Here is a 15,433-nt window from a genome sequence, read left to right on the forward strand (position 1 = left end):
GTCTCTCGCCGCCTCAGTGAGCGTCGAGGCGATCATCATGCCTCCGACGGCGTAGCGGTACCAGCTACACGGCCAGGCGTCTGCAAGCGACACACGGAAGCGACATCACAGGGGCCGGCTACGGGACATGCCGCCCATTGCCCGGCACCCTCGCGGCATTGCCCCCTGCCCGGCTCACAGCCCTTGGGCGCCTCGACGCAGCCAATCGTGCATGAAAACAAGCTTACGGCGGACCCGTTCGGACAGCACGAAGGGGTAGAGATCAGACAACCCCATCGCGCGATTGATGTGGTTGACCGCCATCACCTGGTGCGTCGCAATGTGGATCAACTCCTCGGCATCTGCCTCCATGTAGGGATCCCACCCGAGATGCGGCAGGTCAGTGGAGGACAGGCCAGCAGCCACGAAGCTATCGGCGATATCCGTGAGGTGCAGCAGGTGGGACGCGGTTTCGGCCCAGTCTTCGTGGGGGTGTGCCGCGGCATAGGTGCTGACGAAGTTCGAGCGCCAGTCGGGCGGTGGCCCATTATGGTAGTAGCGCTGCAGTGCCTCGGGATAGTCCTCCCGCTCATCGCCGAACATGGCCCGGAAGGCCTCGAGAAAATCTTCCCGAAGGCTGAGACGCCACCAGAGCATATGCGAGATCTCATGGCGCATATGGCCGATCATGGTGCGATAGGGCTCTTCCAGGGCTTCTCGACGGGTCGTGCGCAGGACCGGGTCTGCCTCCGCCACGCTGATCGTCACCACGCCTCCGACATGCCCCATGGGCACCGGGGTCGGGCCCTCGGCCAGCATGTGAAACACCGGGCGAGTGCCGGGGTCCTCGGGCCGAAACCAGTTCCAGCGTCCCAGATTGTCGAGAACCCAGCGCTTGGCGGCCTCGGTCTGCGCCCAGTTGGGCATGGCATCGGGGATGGAGGGATCCGGCGCCAGCTCGGTCATGGCGCAGGCGCGACAGAAAGCGCCCTGCTCGGGAGCGATCCAGTTGCAGCCGATGACCTCCCGGTTGGCGCAGAACGGCGGCATGGTGATAAAGGCCCTGGCCTGCGGATCATAGGCAACGGGCGTTCCCTGGGCGGTGGCGAGATTGTCGAACCAGAGGGCTCCGGCACCGACCGGGTTGGCAAAAACACGCATGAGGCACTTACTCCGAAATTACCGTAAGGCAGATGGCCTGACGCCTTACGATGCATCCTGCTCTTTCCGGGCCCACCAATCAAACCGCCACCGCTGCAAGGCCAGGCAGGATCCGACCAGGGCTATCGCCGTTGGCAACATCGCTCAAGGCTTTCCCGGCGCCTTTCGCTTTCGAGGCCGAGCTAACTGCGATAGCCCTGAGGATCCGACGACATCCCTCGTAAAGAAAGCGGCGAGGGAATTCCTCGCCGCCACACACCGATCGTTCCCGATCGAGAGAGTGCTTGCTGGTGTGTCGTTACGTCATCAGGCCTCGAAGCCCAGGCCGAAGTCCTCGGCGCTGATCGCCATCAGCGATTCGGCGCCCGCCTCGATGGATTGCTTGTGCGCCCGGGTGCGCGGCAGCAGGCGCTGGTAGTAGAAGCGCGCGGTGTCGAGCTTGGCGCGGTAGAAGGCGGCCTCGTCCCCCCCTTCGGCCAGTGCGGCGCGGGCCTGCTTGGCGGCCCAGGCGAAGAGGTAGGCCAGGGTCACGTAGCCCGAGTACATCAGGTAGTCGACGCTGGCCGCGCCGACCTCCTCGCGCTCACTCATGGCCTTCATGCCCACGCTCATGGTCAGCTCGCCCCACTCCTGGTTCAGCCTGGCCAGGGGACGCACGAACTCGGCGAGCTCGGCGTTGCCCTCCTCCGCCCGGCAGAACTGGTGGATCTCCTTGGTGAACACCTTGAGGGTCTCGCCCTGGTTCATCAGCACCTTGCGGCCGAGCAGGTCGAGGGCCTGGATGCCGGTGGTGCCCTCGTAAAGACGCGTGATGCGCGCATCACGCACCAGCTGCTCCATGCCCCACTCCTGGATGAAGCCGTGGCCGCCGAAGACCTGCACCCCCTCGTTGGTGGCCTCGAAGCCGACCTCGGTGAGGAAGGCCTTGACGATGGGTGTCAGCAGGCCGAGCAGCGTCTCGGCGCGTTCCTTCTCGGCGGCGTCAGTCCCGTGCTCGACCAGGTCGATCATCTGCGCAGTGTAGAGCGTCAGCATCCGGCCGCCCTCGGCGAAGGCCTTCTGGGTCAGCAGCATGCGGCGCACGTCCGGGTGAACGATGATCGGATCGGCGGGTTTCTCCGGGGCCTTCGCCCCGGCGAGCGCGCGCATCTGCAGGCGGTCGCGGGCGTAGGCCAGGGCATTCTGGAAGCTCGCCTCGGTGAGGCCCAGGCCCTGGATGCCGACGCCGATGCGCGCGGCGTTCATCATGGTGAACATGCAGGCCAGGCCCTTGTGGGGCGCGCCGACCAGGAAGCCCTTGGCCCCGTCGAAGTTCATCACGCAGGTGGCGTTACCATGGATGCCCATCTTGTGCTCGAGCGAGCCACAGCTGACGCCGTTGCGCTCGCCCGGCTCACCCGCTTCGTTCGGGAGGAGCTCATTCGGTAAGTACTTGGGCACCACGAATAGCGAGATGCCCTTGGAGCCCGCCGGGGCGTCCGGCAGCTTGGCCAGCACCAGGTGGACGATGTTCTCGGCCAGGTCGTGCTCGCCGGCGGAGATGAAGATCTTGGTGCCCGTTACCGCATAGCCGCCATCGTCATGGGGCACCGCGCGGGTCTTGATCAGCCCCAGGTCGGTGCCGCAGTGGGGCTCGGTCAGGCACATGGTGCCGGTCCAGGTGCCCTCGACCAGCTTGGTCAGGTAGGTGGCCTTCTGCGCCTCGGTGCCGTGGTGGCGCAGGGCATCGGCGGCGCCGTGGGAGAGCCCCGGGTACATGCCCCAGGCCAGGTTGGTGGCACAGATCATCTCGTTGAGCACCATCGCCAGCGAGGGCGGCAGGCCCTGGCCGCCGTGCTCGGGGTCGGCGGCGAGGCTCGGCCAACCGCCCTCCACGTATTGGGCGTAGGCCTGCTTGAAGCCCTTCGGCGCCTTCACCTCGCCGCCCTCCAGCAGGCAGCCCTCGCGATCGCCGCTCTGGTTCAGCGGCAGCAGCACCTCGCGGGCGAAGCGTGCGCCCTCCTCCAGGATGGCGCCCACCACGTCGGGCGTGGCCTCCTCGCCGCCCGGCAGGCGCGCATAGTGGGCCGGATAGTCGAGCATCTCGTCCATGACGAAGCGAAGGTCGCGCAGGGGGGCCTGATAGTCGGGCATCTCGATCTCTCCAGTTCCACGGCCGGGCCACGAGGGGCACCGAGTCATAGGGTCGCGAAGGCGGCGAGAACCGCTTTCAAACATGTGTTTGAAAGTATCCGCCCACCCTCCATGAGTCAAGCGTTCGTTTCAAAGCTGGAAGCTGGAAGCTGGAAAGCAGCGAAAGCTTGCCTGCCCATCGCAAACACCCCCGCAGCACGGCTGCGAGGGTGTTCTTCTTCAAGCTTCGAGCTTATGGCTTTCAGCTCCCGGCGTAGCCGGGTTACTGCATGCGTATCCCGCCGTCGAGGCGGATCACCTCGCCGTTGAGCATGGGGTTGGTGACGATCTGCTCGGCCAGGCGGGCGAATTCCGCGGGCTTGCCCAACCGCTTGGGGAAAGGCACGGCGGCGGCCAGGGCCTGGGCGGCCTCGTCGGGGATCTCGCTCATCATCGGCGTCTCGAAGACGCCGGGGGCGATGGCCATCACCCGCACGCCGTGGCGCGAGAGCTCACGAGCCGCGGGCAGGCTCATGCCCACCACTCCGGCCTTGGAGGCGCTGTAGGCACACTGCCCCACCTGGCCATCGAAGGCGGCGACGGAGGCGGTGTTGATGATCACGCCGCGCTCGCCATCCTCGCCAGGCTCGTTGCCGGCCATGGCGGCCGCGGCCAGACGCATCACGTTGAAGGTGCCCACCAGGTTGATCTGGAGGGTGCGCTGATAGGCCTCGAGATCGGCGGGGTTGCCCTCGCGATCGACCAGCTTGCCCACGCTCACCACGCCGGCACAGTGCACCACGCCGGCGAGGCCGCGCCCCTCGGAGAGGGCCACGGCGGCCTCGACGGCCGCCTGGATATCGTCGCCGGAGGTGACGTCGCCGCGCACCGCGCGGGCCGCCTCGCCCAGCGTCTCGGCGTGGGCCTCGACCGCGTCGCTCAGGTCGCAGAGCACCACCCGGCCGCCGCCGGCCACCAGGCGTTCGGCGGTGGCCGCGCCCAGCCCGGAGGCGGCGCCGGTGATCAGGAAGGTGTTGTCCTTCACGTTCATACAGGATTCCTCGATGTCATGTGGCCGGTGCGGCCTCTGCCTTGTCGGCGGCATCGGCGCGCAGTTTGAAGCGTTGGATCTTGCCGCTGGGGGTCTTGGGCAGCACCTCGACGAACTCGATGACCCGCGGGAAGGCGTGGGTCGAGAGCCGCTCGCGCACCTGCTGACGAATCTCGTCGGCCAGGGCGTCGCTGGCCTCGAAGCCCTCGCGCAGCACCACGTAGGACTTGATGATCTCGCCGCGGATCTCGTCGGGCTGGCCCACGGCGGCGGACTCGGCGACCGCCGGATGGGTCATCACGCTGTTCTCCACGTCGGTCGGGCCCACCCGGTAGCCGGCGGTGGTGATGATGTCGTCGTCGCGGCCGGCGAATTGGAAGGTGCCGTCCTCATTCTGGATCACCACGTCGCCGGTGAGGTAGTAGCCCTCGGCGAAGGGGTGCTTCTCCTGCCAGGTGTAGCCGGCGAAGAAGTGCGCCGGGGAGCGGGCAATGTCCACGGCCAGCACGCCCGGCTCCCCCGGCGGCAGCTCGTTGTACTCGGCATCGAGGATCGCCAGGCGGTAGCCGGGGAGCGGCACGCCCATGCCGCCGACGTGCTTGGGATGATCCAGCGCGTGGTGGTTGTTGCAGGTCATGCCGGTCTCGGTCTGGCCGTAGTGATCCATCACCGGGCAGCCCAACGAGCGCTCCACCCAGGTCACCACCTCGGTATTGAGCGGCTCGCCGGCGGAGCTGGCCGCGCGCAGCTCGAGGGTCTCGTGGGCATCGTCGAAGAGCCCCGAGGCCTTCATCAGGCGATAGGCGGTCGGTGCGGCGGCGAAGTTGGTGATACGATGGCGTTTCATGAAGGCCAGCGCCCCTTCGGCGCTGAAGCCCGCCTCGCAGAAGTGAGTGGTCACGCCCAGCAGCAGCGGGCCGGCGATGGCGTAGTAGAGGCCATAGGCCCAGCCCGGGTCGGCCATGTTCCAGAAACGATCGCTGTCGCGCAGGTCGACGGCGAGCTCCATGTAGAGCGCGAAGGCCGGCATCGCAGACAGCGGGACCGCCACGCCCTTGGGCTTGCCCACGGTGCCGGAGGTGAACATCTGCAGGAAGGGCGCCTCACGAGGCAGGCGCGGCGGCGCGGCCTCGAGGGGCGCGTGGGCCAGCGCCTCGGCCCAGTCCCGATCATCGGCATGCTTGGCGTCGGGGCCACCCACGGCGAGCACCGGCGGACACTGAGTCAGGCCGTCGAACTTGAAGCGATTGGCGTGATCGGTGATCACGAGCTTGGTGTCGGCCCGGCCCAGGCGGTAGTCGACGGAATCCGGACCGAAGGCGGTGAACAGCGGCTGGTAGACCGCGCCGATGCGCCAGGTGGCCACCACCGCCACCAGCAGCTGCGGCGTGCGCGGCAGCATGCAGGCGATGCGATCTCCCTCGCCCAGCCCCTGCGCGGCGAACCAGCCGGCGAGGCGGGCGCTCTGGGCCTCCAGCTCGGCATAGCTCAGGGTGGTGACCGCGCCCTCGGCATCCTCGTGGATCAGCGCCGGCACCTCACCCCGGCCGGCGCGCAGATGGCGCCCGCAGCAGGATTCAAAGGCGTTGGCGCGGCCGTCGCGATGATCGTCGAGGCGCGCGATGACGTCATCGATGGAGAAGGAGTCGAGATAGGTGGCGTAGTCGGTAAGAGACGGCGTGGATTGAGTGCTCATGGTTTGCCCTCTTGCGGCTTGTGATTGTTGTAGCGGCAAACGGTAACGACCATGAGGCTGGCCGGTCGCTGGCGTGGTCACGCCCTCTTCCGATTGCCATGCAGTTGACGTAAGCGTAAACCTAGCAAGCGCTCGGTACACGCTAGTGGCAACCGGGGAAGGGGGCAACCCCTGAGCGACGAGAAGGGACTAGACGATGGTCGTGCACGGCGGGCCGACGGCCCGCACGAGAACCGTTCGGGGTCAGGCGGGGCGCTGGGTGATCATGGCGACCAGTTCATGGGCCAGGTCGTCCGGCGAGCGCGGCCCGGCGGGGTCGTACCAGCGCACCGTCCAGTTCAGCGCGCCCATCACGAAGCGGGAGACCAGGAAGCGGTCACCATGGATCAGGCCGGCGTCCAGCGCCTCGTCGATCACCGCCTCCCAGAGCGCCTCGTAGGCATCGCGCAGGTGGATCAGGTGATCGCGGGCCTCGGGATCGAGGCGGCGCCACTCGTAGAGAGCGACCACGTGGGCGTTGCGGTCGGTAAGCAGGGTCTCCAGGTGCGCCCGGGCCATCGCCTGCAACCGCGCCTCGGGCGTGTGGTCACACGACTCGAGGGACGCCCGGGCGATGAGCAGGGCGTTCTGGGTGCCCTCCTCGATCACCGCCGCGAGGATCTCCTGCTTGTCGCGAAAATGGTGGAAGAGGCTGCCAGACTTGATACCCATCTCCTGGGCAAGCATGCGCACGGTCGTCCGATCGAAGCCCTCCTGGACGAACAACTGGGCGGCCTGGCGGGTCAATTCCTTGCGGCGCGGGGAGTCATTCATTACATTCATTGGAATTTACACTAGCGCTTGCTTGGTTGCCCCTGAGAAAACCACAGGCCCGATGCCGGGTCAACGCGCGGCAACCGCCTGAACGACAAGCCATAACAACGACAACCTACCACCTTTCCGGCCAGCGCCGGACCACCTCAGGAGCCATGCCATGAGCCATTCCAACGATATCGTCTTCCTGTCTGCCACCCGCACGCCCATGGGAGGCATGCTCGGCAGCCTCGCCAGCCTCACCGCCCCCGAACTCGGGGCCACGGCCATCCGCGCCGCCATCGAACGTGCCGGCATCGAGGCCTCCGCCATCGACGAGGGCATCATGGGCTGCGTGCTGCCCGCCGGCGTCAAGCAGGGCCCGGCCCGCCAGGCCATGCGCCAGGCCGGCATCCCCGACGCCAGCGGCGCCACCACCATCAACAAGCTGTGCGGCTCGGGCATGAAAGCCGCCATGCTGGCCCACGACCTGATCCGCGCCGGCAGCGGCGAGGTGATGCTGGCCGGAGGCATGGAGTCCATGTCCAACGCGCCCCACGTGCTCACCAAGGCCCGCGCCGGCTACCGCCTGGGCCATGGCGAGTTGAAGGACCACATGTTCCTGGACGGCCTCGAGGATGCCGAGACCGGCAAGCTGATGGGCGTCTTCGCCCAGGACGTGGCCAGCCAGCGCGACTACGGCCGCGAGCGCCTGGATGACTTCGCCATCGCCTCGCTGGAGCGCGCCATGGAGGCGACCAACGCCGGCCACCTGGACGCCGAGATGGCGCCGGTCACCGTCAAGAGCCGCCAGGGCGAGAGCGTGGTCGACCACGATGAGCAGCCCTTCCAGGCCAAGCTCGACAAGATTCGCGACCTGCGTCCGGCCTTCGCCAAGGACGGCACCATCACCGCGGCCAATTCCAGCTCCATCTCCGACGGTGCCTCGGCGCTGATCCTGGCAAGCCAGGCGGCGGCCGACCGGCTCGGCGCCACGCCCATCGCGCGGATGCTCGGCCACAGCACCCACTCGCGCCACCCGAGCGAGTTCACCATCGCGCCGGTGGGGGCCATCGACAAGTTGATGAAGAAGCTCGACTGGGGCGTCGACGACGTCGACCTGTTCGAGATCAACGAGGCCTTCGCGGTGGTCACCCTGATGGCCATCGACGACCTGGGCCTGCCCCATGAGAAGGTCAACGTGTTCGGCGGCGCCTGTGCCCAGGGCCACCCCATCGGCTCCACCGGATCGCGGATCATCGCCACCCTGATTCACGCCCTGCGCACCAAGGGCAGCAAGCGCGGCATCGCGAGCCTGTGCATCGGCGGCGGCGAGGCGACCGCCGTGGCCGTGGAGCTGATCGACTGACCGAGAGCCGAGGCCTCCAACTCCCACCCACCTCACCCGCATGATCTGCCACGCGCCCGCCCTTCGGCGGGCGCGCTCACTCGGCAGCTGCGTTCAGGCGCGAGGCGCCGACAGACGCTCCAGGCGCAGCCGCTCGCGACCGTCGAACAGCCGCCGGCTGCCCGCCGCCACCGCCGCCAGGGTGCCGAAGCCGGTACCCAGGGTGATGGTGAACATCACCAGTATCTGGTATTTCACCGCCAGCGCCGGCGGGCTGCCGGCCAGTATCTGGCCGGTCATCATGCCCGGCAGGCTGACCACCCCGGCCGCCGCCATGGCGTTGATCATCGGCATCATGCCGCTGCGCATCGCCTCACGGCGGATATCGCCGATCGCCTCCTGCCAGCGCTGGCCGAGCATCAGCCGATTCTCGATCACCGCGCGCTGACGCCAGGCCGTATCGGTGAGGCGGTCCAGGGCCAGGGCGACGCCGGTCATGGTGTTGCCGAGCATCATGCCCAGCAGCGGGATGGCGTACTGGGGCTGGTACCAGGGCTCGGGGCCGATGATCACGGTGAGCGTCAGCACGGTGACGGTGAACGAGGAGAGAAACATTGCCACGGTGCCGATGCCGAAGGCCCAGCCGCCGCGCAGCCGCCGCGTCTGGCGGGCCATGACCTCGCGCCCGGCGATCAGCAGCATGCCCATCGCCATCAGCACCACCCAGTGAAAGCGTGCCGCCGAGAAGAGCGCCTCGAGCACCAGGCCGACCAGGCCGAGCTGGATCACCGTGCGCGCCGCGGCGATTAACAGGCTGCGCCCCATCCCCAAGCGGGCGACCATCGTGCAGCCGGCCAGCGCCACCACCATCAGGGCCGCCAGGGCCAGCTGCCACCAGGCCAGCGCGATCACGCCCATGCGCCTGCCTCCTCCAGTCGACCCTCGACGATGCGCCAGTGGCGATCCGCCACCCGGTCGATCTGCGCCGGGTCATGGGCGACCCAGATCACCGGCCAGCCGCGCTCGCGGATCCGCGCGCCGAGCCACGCCTCGACCCGGCGAGCCGTGGCGTCGTCCAGGTTGGCGGTGGGCTCATCGAGCAGCAGTGCCGAGGGCTCCCGGCTCAGCGCCCTGACCAGCGCCAGGCGCTGCTTCTCGCCCGAGGAGAGCCGCGCGACCTGCCAGTCGCGCACCTCGGCCGCAAACCCCAGGGTCTCTAGGTCGTCGAGACGCGCGTCAGCCAGGTGCTCGCCCACCGTGTCGCCCCACCACTGGCTCTCCGCAGGCACCAGCATCACCCGGGCGCGCCAGGCATGCCCGGCGAGCGAGGACTGGGCCGTCTCGCCGAGCCACGCCTCGCCGTCGTGGGGCTCCAGATCGGCCACCGCGCGCAGCAGCCGGCTCTTGCCGGAGCCGCTGGGGCCGGAGAGGCAGTGAACTTCGCCGGGGGCGATGGTCAGGCTCACCTCGGCAAGCTCGCCGACAGCGAGCCGCTTCAGGCTCAGGGCATCGGTAGCGGTCAAGGCAGCCTCCAGGCAGAAGGGAATGCCGGCGATGGTAGCAGCTTGCCCCGCCGAGGGGTGTGCGACACGGCATCGTCAACCAGACGTCACCCCAACGCCATCCCCATGCAGCAGCACTGTCACATGAAGCTTCCAGTATATCGGCTGAGCATCCATTCCCCGACCATTCCCCGACGTATGGTGGTGCCCCATGATGACCCTGACCCGCTCCCTGCTCGCCGGCGGCTTCGCCGTCGCCGCTCTCACCGCCGCCGTCTCCCCGGCCGAGGCAAGCTTCTCACTAAGCGATCGCTTCAGCGATGCCGACGGCGACCTGGTGGCCGATATCCCCGCGGACGAGAGCCAGTGGCTCGACCCCGACACCCTGGTATTCGCCTACACCCCGGTCGAGGACCCCGCCGTCTATGCCGAGGTGTGGGACGGCTTCCTCGAGCACATGGAGGAGGTGACCGGCAAGACGGTGCAGTTCTTCCCGGTGCAGTCCAATTCCGCGCAGATCGAGGCGATGCGCGCCGGGCGCCTCCACGTGGCTGGTTTCAACACCGGCTCCAACCCGCTGGCCGTGGCCTGTGCCGGCTACCGTCCCTTCACCATGATGGCCGCCGAGGACGGCAGCTTCGGCTACGAGATGGAGATCATCACCCATCCGGGCTCCGGCATCGACGAGGCCGAGGATATCCGCGGCCGCACCCTGACCCACACCTCCGAGACGTCCAACTCCGGCTTCAAGGCCCCCACCGCCCTGTTGGCTTCCGAGTTCGGCATGGTGTCGGGTGACGACTACGAGGTCGACTTCTCCGGCAAGCACGACAACTCCGTGCTGGGCGTGGCCAACCGGGACTACGAGGTCGCCACCGTCGCCAACTCGGTCAAGAATCGCATGCTCGATCGCGGCGTGATCGAGGCTGACCAGCTCGAGGTGATCTACCAGTCGGACACCTTCCCCACGACCAGCTACGGCACCGTCCATAACCTGGCGCCCGAACTGCAGGAGGCGATCCAGGAGGCCTTCTTCAGCTTCGATTGGGAAGGCAGCGCACTGGCCGATGAGTTCGGTCGCAACGGAGAAGAGCAGTTCATTCCCATCACCTTCAAGAAGCACTGGGCGGTCATCCGCCAGATCGATGCGGCCAACGGCGTCGAATACGACTGCAACTGAGCCGCATGCCAAGGAAGGCGCGGGCGATATGTCGCCCGCGCCTTCGCGCAAGTGAAACACAGGGGAGAACCCGCCAAGTGCTTACCATCGACCAGCTGACCAAGACCTATACGGCCGGCGACACCGCTCTGCGTGAGGTGACCTTCCGGGTACCACGGGGCCAGGTCGTGGGCCTGATCGGCCCCTCGGGGGCCGGCAAGTCGACGCTGATTCGCTGCATCAACCGCCTGGTGGAACCTTCGAGCGGTACGATTCGCCTCGGCGAGACCGACCTGGTCAACCTGGGTACCCGCGAGCTGCGCCAGGCGCGGCGGCGCATCGGCATGATCTTCCAGGAATACGCCCTAGTGGAGCGCCTGACCGTGATGGAAAACGTGCTCTCCGGGCGACTGGGCTATGTGCCCTTCTGGCGCAGCTTCACGCGACGCTTCCCGGGCCGAGATATCGAGAACGCCTATCGCCTGCTCGATCGTGTCGGCCTGCTGGAGCACGCCGACAAGCGGGCCGACGCTCTCTCGGGCGGCCAACGCCAGCGGGTGGGCATCGCCCGTGCCCTGGCCCAGGAGCCGGAGCTGCTGCTGGTGGACGAGCCCACGGCCAGCCTCGATCCCAAGACCAGCCGTCTGATCATGCGGCTGATCACCGAGATCTGCGCCGAGCGCCAGCTGCCGGCCATCGTCAACATCCATGATGTGCCGCTGGCCCAGCAGTTCGTCGATCGGTTGGTGGGGCTGCGTGCTGGCCGGGTGGTGTTCGATAACGCCCCCGGCCGTCTCGACGAGGCCATGCTCACCGAGATCTATGGAGCCGAAGACTGGACCGCCACCGACCAGGACGACGATGACCCGGATCCCGACGACAAGGCACAGGGCAGGTTACGGCTGGTGGGGACGGCGACATGACAGCAAGCGCTTCCTATCCTCGCCGCTGGCGGCGACCGCCGCAGCTGGTCACGACCCGGCGCTGGCGGCTGATGCTTCCCGTGCTGGTGCTGGCCTACCTGATCCTGGCGGTCGGCTCATTGGAGATCGACGTCGGCCGCGTCGTCGAGGGGCTCTCGCGAGGCGCGCGCTTCGTCCAGGGATTCCTGCAGCCGGACTTCGTGAGCCGCTGGCAGGATATCCGCCAGGGGTTGATCGAGAGCCTGACCATGACCCTGACCGCCACCGTGGTGGGCGTGCTGGTCTCGGTCCCCATCGGCATCGGGGCGGCGCGCAACCTGTCACCGCGGCCGGTCTACCTGGTGTGCCGCTCGATCGTTGCCGTCAGCCGCTCGCTGCAGGAGATCATCATCGCCATCTTCCTGGTGGCGATGTTCGGCTTCGGCCCCTTCGCCGGCTTCCTTACCCTGGCCTTCGCCACCATCGGCTTCGTGGCCAAGCTGCTCGCCGACGACATCGAGGAGGCCAGCGCCAGCCAGATCGAGGCGATCCGCGCCACCGGTGCCGGCTGGTCGCAGCTGGTCCACTACGCCGTTCAACCCCAGGTCATGCCGCGACTGATCGGGCTATCGCTCTATCGACTGGACATCAACTTCCGCGAGAGCGCGGTGATCGGCATCGTCGGCGCGGGCGGCATCGGCGCCACCCTCAACACCGCCATCGACCGCTACGAGTACGACAGCGCCGGCGCCATCCTGCTGCTCGTCATCGCCATCGTCATGCTCTCGGAGTACGCCTCCAGCCACCTCAGGAAGACCCTGCAATGAGCGCTCTCGATACTCGCCGCGGCGACCCCCCCCACTACTCGCAGATCTGGACCTTTCGCACGCCGCGCGCTCGACTGGCGCTGTGGGTGGGCTGGCTCGCCCTGGTGGCGCTCTTCGTCTGGTGCTGGCAGGTGATGAACCAGAACACGCTGTGGATCTTCGTCACCGATGCACCTGACCAGGCCGTGGACATCGGCAGCCGCATGTTCCCCCCAAGGCTGGGCTACCTGCCCGAGCTGCTGATGCCGCTGTGGGATACCCTCAACATCGCCACGCTGGGCACGATGGGGGGCGTCATCCTGGCAGTGCCGGTGGCTTTCCTGGCCGCGCGCAACACCACGCCCTCGGCGCTGCTGGTTCGCCCGGTGGCGCTGTTCATCATCGTGACGTCGCGCTCAATCAACTCGCTGATCTGGGCGCTGCTGCTGGTGGCGATCATCGGCCCCGGCCTGCTGGCTGGCATCGTCGCCATCGCCCTGCGCTCCATCGGCTTCGTCGGCAAGCTTCTGTATGAAGCCATCGAGGAGACCGATGCCCGCCAGGTCGAGGCGGTGACTGCCACGGGCGCAGCCCGGGCCCAGGTGATCCACTTCGGCATCGTGCCGCAGGTGCTGCCCGCCTTCTGGGGCATCTCGATGTTTCGCTGGGACATCAATATCCGCGAAAGCACCATCCTTGGGCTGGTCGGCGCAGGCGGCATCGGCATGAAACTGCAGTCCTCCATCGACACCCTGGCCTGGTCCCAGGTGGCCACCATCCTGATCGTGATCCTGGGCACGGTAGTGGTCAGCGAGGCGCTCTCGGCGCGGGTGCGCCAAGCGCTGATATGATGCGAGGCCTCTTGATGACATGAATGCCGCCGGGTTCGCGCGTTTCGCGCGTCTGCTAACGTGGCGGCTTCCTCTCTTCATGGTCAAGGAGCCCACCCCATGGCGCATTACCTAGTCTTCCTCGGAACCGTCCGCGACAGCACCCCGCCCGCGCCTGCCCGTCTCGGCTTGAGAGTGGCCCGTGCCTGCGTGCAACTGCTCGAGGACGACGGCGCCACGGTGGAACTGATCGACCCGTTGGACGTCGACCTGGGCGAGATATTCAAGCCGCACTTCGCCTATCCGAAGTCGAAAGTGCCCGAGGTACTGGACGCCCTCGCCGAGAAGATCGCCGCCGCCGACGGCTACGTGATGGTCAGCCCCGAGTACAACCACTCCATGAGCCCGGCACTCGCCCATCTGCTGAACCACTTCGGCAGCTCGCTCTATGCCTTCAAGCCCAGCGCCATCGTCACCTACTCGGCCGGCCAGTGGGGCGGCGCCCGCGCCGCGGTCAACCTGCGCACCTTCCTCGCCGAGCTCGGCTGCCTGCCGGTCTCGGCGATGATCCACATGCCGAAGGCTCAGGAGGCCCTCGACGAGGACGGTCGCTTCCGCGAGGACCCGGAGCGGTGGGCCGGCTACTTCGGCCGCACCCTGGGCCAGCTCGGCTGGTGGGCCGAGGCCGCGGCCAGGCACCGCAACATTCGGGCCCCCAGCGAGGTCTCGCCGGCCTTCCAGCGCGCCCCGGACCAGCGCAACGCGCCGGAGTCCGGGTGATGGCATTGAGCATATATGACTTCCCACATATGATGGGCAGCACAACGGCCTGATACCCCACCCCGACGACTGTCTCGATGGAGACACCATGAACGTACTGTTTCTGTGCACCGGCAACGCCTGCCGGTCCATCTACGCCGAGGCGCTGTTCAACCAGCTGACCGAGACCCGCCATCGCGCCTGGAGCGGTGGCAGCCATCCGACCGGCGAGATCAACCCCCTGGTGCTGATCTGGCTGGAGAAGGCGGGCATCCCCACCCGCGGGCTTGCCAGCAAGTCCTGGGACGACCTCGAGGTGACGCCGGATGCCGTCATCACCGTCTGCGACGATGCCGCCGGCGAGGCCTGCCCGCTCTTCCTCGGCAAGGCCGTGAGGGCCCACTGGGGCGTGCCGGCCCCCTCGAGGGCCAAGGGCAGCGAGGCCGACATCGAGGCCGCCTTCGCCAGCACCTTCGGCGCCCTGCGCCGGCGCATCGAGGCCATGCTGGCCCTGCCGCTGGATCGGCTGTCCGACGACGCTCTGCGGCAGGCCCTGGAGGAGATTCACCAGCGCGCCTCAAGGGAAGAGACCCCACAAGGAGATACCGCGTGACGACCCACCCCCTGGACGACCTGACCAACATCGACCGCGAGCGCTTCCGGGTGCCCGATGCGGTCAGCCTGGGCATCCCCGTGGACCGTGAGCATGCCCCGCGCATCCTGCTGCTCTATGGCTCGCTGCGCAGCCGCTCCTTCAGCCGTCTGGCGGTGGAGGAAGCCGCACGGCTGCTGCGCGCCATGGGCGCCGAGACCCGCATCTTCGACCCGCGGGGGCTGCCGCTGCCCGATGCCGAGGAGGCGACCCACCCCAAGGTGGCAGAGCTGCGCGAACTGGCCGAGTGGTCGGAAGGTATGGTGTGGTGCTCGCCGGAGCGCCACGGCGCTATGACCGGCATCATGAAGGCGCAGATCGACTGGATCCCCCTGGCGCTGGGCGCGGTGCGCCCCACCCAAGGCAAGACCCTGGCGGTGATGCAGGTGTGCGGCGGCTCCCAGTCGTTCAACTCGGTCAACCAGCTGCGCGTGCTGGGGCGCTGGATGCGCATGGTCACCATCCCCAACCAGTCCTCGGTGCCCAGGGCCTTCATGGAGTTCGACGACAACGACCGCATGAAGCCCTCGCCCTTCTATGACCGCATCGTGGACGTCATGGAGGAGCTGGTGAAATTCACGCTGCTGGTGCGCGGGCGCAGCGAGGCGCTCACCGACCGCTATTCGGAGCGCAAGGAATCGGCCGAGCAGCTCTCCGCCCGGGTCAACCAGCGCGCCATCTGAC

15 protein-coding genes are annotated in these 15,433 nt (G+C 67.7%); 8 read left to right on the top strand and 7 right to left on the bottom strand.

The features are described from left to right. Nucleotides 1-174 precede the first annotated feature (174 nt). From FEI13_RS04300 to FEI13_RS04320, 5 genes are all read right to left on the bottom strand, one after another. Complete coding sequence (locus FEI13_RS04300) at nt 175-1,140, bottom strand: zinc-binding metallopeptidase family protein (RefSeq protein WP_138179793.1); 966 nt, start codon at nt 1,138-1,140, stop codon at nt 175-177. A gap of 306 nt (nt 1,141-1,446) precedes the next feature. Beyond that, nucleotides 1,447-3,273, bottom strand: coding sequence for an acyl-CoA dehydrogenase C-terminal domain-containing protein (locus FEI13_RS04305; RefSeq protein ID WP_138179794.1), 1,827 nt, complete (start codon nt 3,271-3,273; stop codon nt 1,447-1,449). A gap of 262 nt (nt 3,274-3,535) precedes the next feature. Then, nucleotides 3,536-4,303, bottom strand: a complete 768-nt coding sequence (locus FEI13_RS04310) for an SDR family NAD(P)-dependent oxidoreductase (protein WP_138179795.1) — start codon at nt 4,301-4,303, stop codon at nt 3,536-3,538. Between the two features lie 16 nt (nt 4,304-4,319). Continuing rightward, nucleotides 4,320-5,999 carry an AMP-binding protein gene (locus tag FEI13_RS04315; protein ID WP_138179796.1) on the bottom strand — a complete coding sequence of 560 codons (1,680 nt, stop codon included), beginning with the start codon at nt 5,997-5,999 and terminating at the stop codon, nt 4,320-4,322. Nucleotides 6,000-6,242: 243 nt separating this feature from the next. After that, on the bottom strand, nt 6,243-6,812 hold the full coding sequence (locus tag FEI13_RS04320; protein WP_138179797.1) for a TetR/AcrR family transcriptional regulator: 570 nt from the start codon (nt 6,810-6,812) through the stop codon (nt 6,243-6,245). 160 nt (nt 6,813-6,972) lie between these two features. Between FEI13_RS04320 and FEI13_RS04325 the strand changes: the two genes are divergently transcribed. Further along, nucleotides 6,973-8,160: an acetyl-CoA C-acyltransferase gene (locus FEI13_RS04325; protein WP_138179798.1), complete on the top strand. Its 1,188-nt coding sequence runs from the start codon at nt 6,973-6,975 to the stop codon at nt 8,158-8,160. Nucleotides 8,161-8,253: 93 nt separating this feature from the next. On the opposite strand, the gene FEI13_RS04330 is transcribed toward FEI13_RS04325, so the two are convergent. Then, nucleotides 8,254-9,057, bottom strand: a complete 804-nt coding sequence (locus FEI13_RS04330; protein ID WP_138179799.1) for an ABC transporter permease — start codon at nt 9,055-9,057, stop codon at nt 8,254-8,256. Next, a complete protein-coding gene (locus tag FEI13_RS04335) occupies nt 9,048-9,662 on the bottom strand; it encodes an ABC transporter ATP-binding protein (RefSeq protein ID WP_138179800.1) in 615 nt (204 codons plus the stop codon). The genes FEI13_RS04330 and FEI13_RS04335 overlap by 10 nt, the downstream gene beginning before the upstream one ends. A 190-nt stretch (nt 9,663-9,852) precedes the next feature. On the opposite strand from FEI13_RS04335, the gene phnD reads away from it, so the two are divergent. From phnD to arsH, 7 genes are all read left to right on the top strand, one after another. After that, the gene (gene phnD / locus FEI13_RS04340) at nt 9,853-10,821 is read left to right on the top strand and encodes a phosphate/phosphite/phosphonate ABC transporter substrate-binding protein (RefSeq protein WP_138179801.1); all 969 of its coding nucleotides are present in this window, start codon (nt 9,853-9,855) and stop codon (nt 10,819-10,821) included. A gap of 77 nt (nt 10,822-10,898) precedes the next feature. Beyond that, nucleotides 10,899-11,723, top strand: coding sequence for a phosphonate ABC transporter ATP-binding protein (phnC, locus tag FEI13_RS04345; RefSeq protein ID WP_138179802.1), 825 nt, complete (start codon nt 10,899-10,901; stop codon nt 11,721-11,723). After that, nucleotides 11,720-12,529 carry a phosphonate ABC transporter, permease protein PhnE gene (phnE, locus tag FEI13_RS04350; RefSeq protein WP_138179803.1) on the top strand — a complete coding sequence of 270 codons (810 nt, stop codon included), beginning with the start codon at nt 11,720-11,722 and terminating at the stop codon, nt 12,527-12,529. Before phnC ends, phnE (FEI13_RS04350) begins: the two co-directional genes overlap by 4 nt. Beyond that, nucleotides 12,526-13,359 carry a phosphonate ABC transporter, permease protein PhnE gene (gene phnE / locus FEI13_RS04355; protein WP_138179804.1) on the top strand — a complete coding sequence of 278 codons (834 nt, stop codon included), beginning with the start codon at nt 12,526-12,528 and terminating at the stop codon, nt 13,357-13,359. The genes phnE (FEI13_RS04350) and phnE (FEI13_RS04355) overlap by 4 nt, the downstream gene beginning before the upstream one ends. 99 nt (nt 13,360-13,458) lie before the next feature. Continuing rightward, complete coding sequence (locus FEI13_RS04360; protein ID WP_138179805.1) at nt 13,459-14,118, top strand: NADPH-dependent FMN reductase; 660 nt, start codon at nt 13,459-13,461, stop codon at nt 14,116-14,118. 88 nt (nt 14,119-14,206) lie between these two features. Beyond that, nucleotides 14,207-14,710: an arsenate reductase ArsC gene (locus tag FEI13_RS04365; RefSeq protein WP_138179806.1), complete on the top strand. Its 504-nt coding sequence runs from the start codon at nt 14,207-14,209 to the stop codon at nt 14,708-14,710. An 11-nt stretch (nt 14,711-14,721) separates the two neighbouring features. Further along, complete coding sequence (gene arsH, locus FEI13_RS04370; protein ID WP_138179971.1) at nt 14,722-15,432, top strand: arsenical resistance protein ArsH; 711 nt, start codon at nt 14,722-14,724, stop codon at nt 15,430-15,432. Nucleotide 15,433 lies beyond the last annotated feature (1 nt).

It is taken from the genome of Halomonas urmiana (assembly GCF_005780185.1).
Classification (GTDB): Bacteria; Pseudomonadota; Gammaproteobacteria; order Pseudomonadales; family Halomonadaceae; genus Halomonas; species Halomonas urmiana.

Bases quoted from the DNA above. Each gene is read 5' to 3' on its own strand.
- FEI13_RS04300 (WP_138179793.1), bottom strand. From the start codon at position 1,140: ATGCGTGTTTTTGCCAACCCGGTCGGTGCCGGAGCCCTCTGGTTCGAC.
- FEI13_RS04305 (WP_138179794.1), bottom strand. From the start codon at position 3,273: ATGCCCGACTATCAGGCCCCCCTGCGCGACCTTCGCTTCGTCATGGAC.
- FEI13_RS04310 (WP_138179795.1), bottom strand. From the start codon at position 4,303: ATGAACGTGAAGGACAACACCTTCCTGATCACCGGCGCCGCCTCCGGG.
- FEI13_RS04315 (WP_138179796.1), bottom strand. From the start codon at position 5,999: ATGAGCACTCAATCCACGCCGTCTCTTACCGACTACGCCACCTATCTC.
- FEI13_RS04320 (WP_138179797.1), bottom strand. From the start codon at position 6,812: ATGAATGACTCCCCGCGCCGCAAGGAATTGACCCGCCAGGCCGCCCAG.
- FEI13_RS04325 (WP_138179798.1), top strand. From the start codon at position 6,973: ATGAGCCATTCCAACGATATCGTCTTCCTGTCTGCCACCCGCACGCCC.
- FEI13_RS04330 (WP_138179799.1), bottom strand. From the start codon at position 9,057: ATGGGCGTGATCGCGCTGGCCTGGTGGCAGCTGGCCCTGGCGGCCCTG.
- phnD (WP_138179801.1), top strand. From the start codon at position 9,853: ATGATGACCCTGACCCGCTCCCTGCTCGCCGGCGGCTTCGCCGTCGCC.
- phnE (WP_138179803.1), top strand. From the start codon at position 11,720: ATGACAGCAAGCGCTTCCTATCCTCGCCGCTGGCGGCGACCGCCGCAG.
- phnE (WP_138179804.1), top strand. From the start codon at position 12,526: ATGAGCGCTCTCGATACTCGCCGCGGCGACCCCCCCCACTACTCGCAG.
- FEI13_RS04360 (WP_138179805.1), top strand. From the start codon at position 13,459: ATGGCGCATTACCTAGTCTTCCTCGGAACCGTCCGCGACAGCACCCCG.
- FEI13_RS04365 (WP_138179806.1), top strand. From the start codon at position 14,207: ATGAACGTACTGTTTCTGTGCACCGGCAACGCCTGCCGGTCCATCTAC.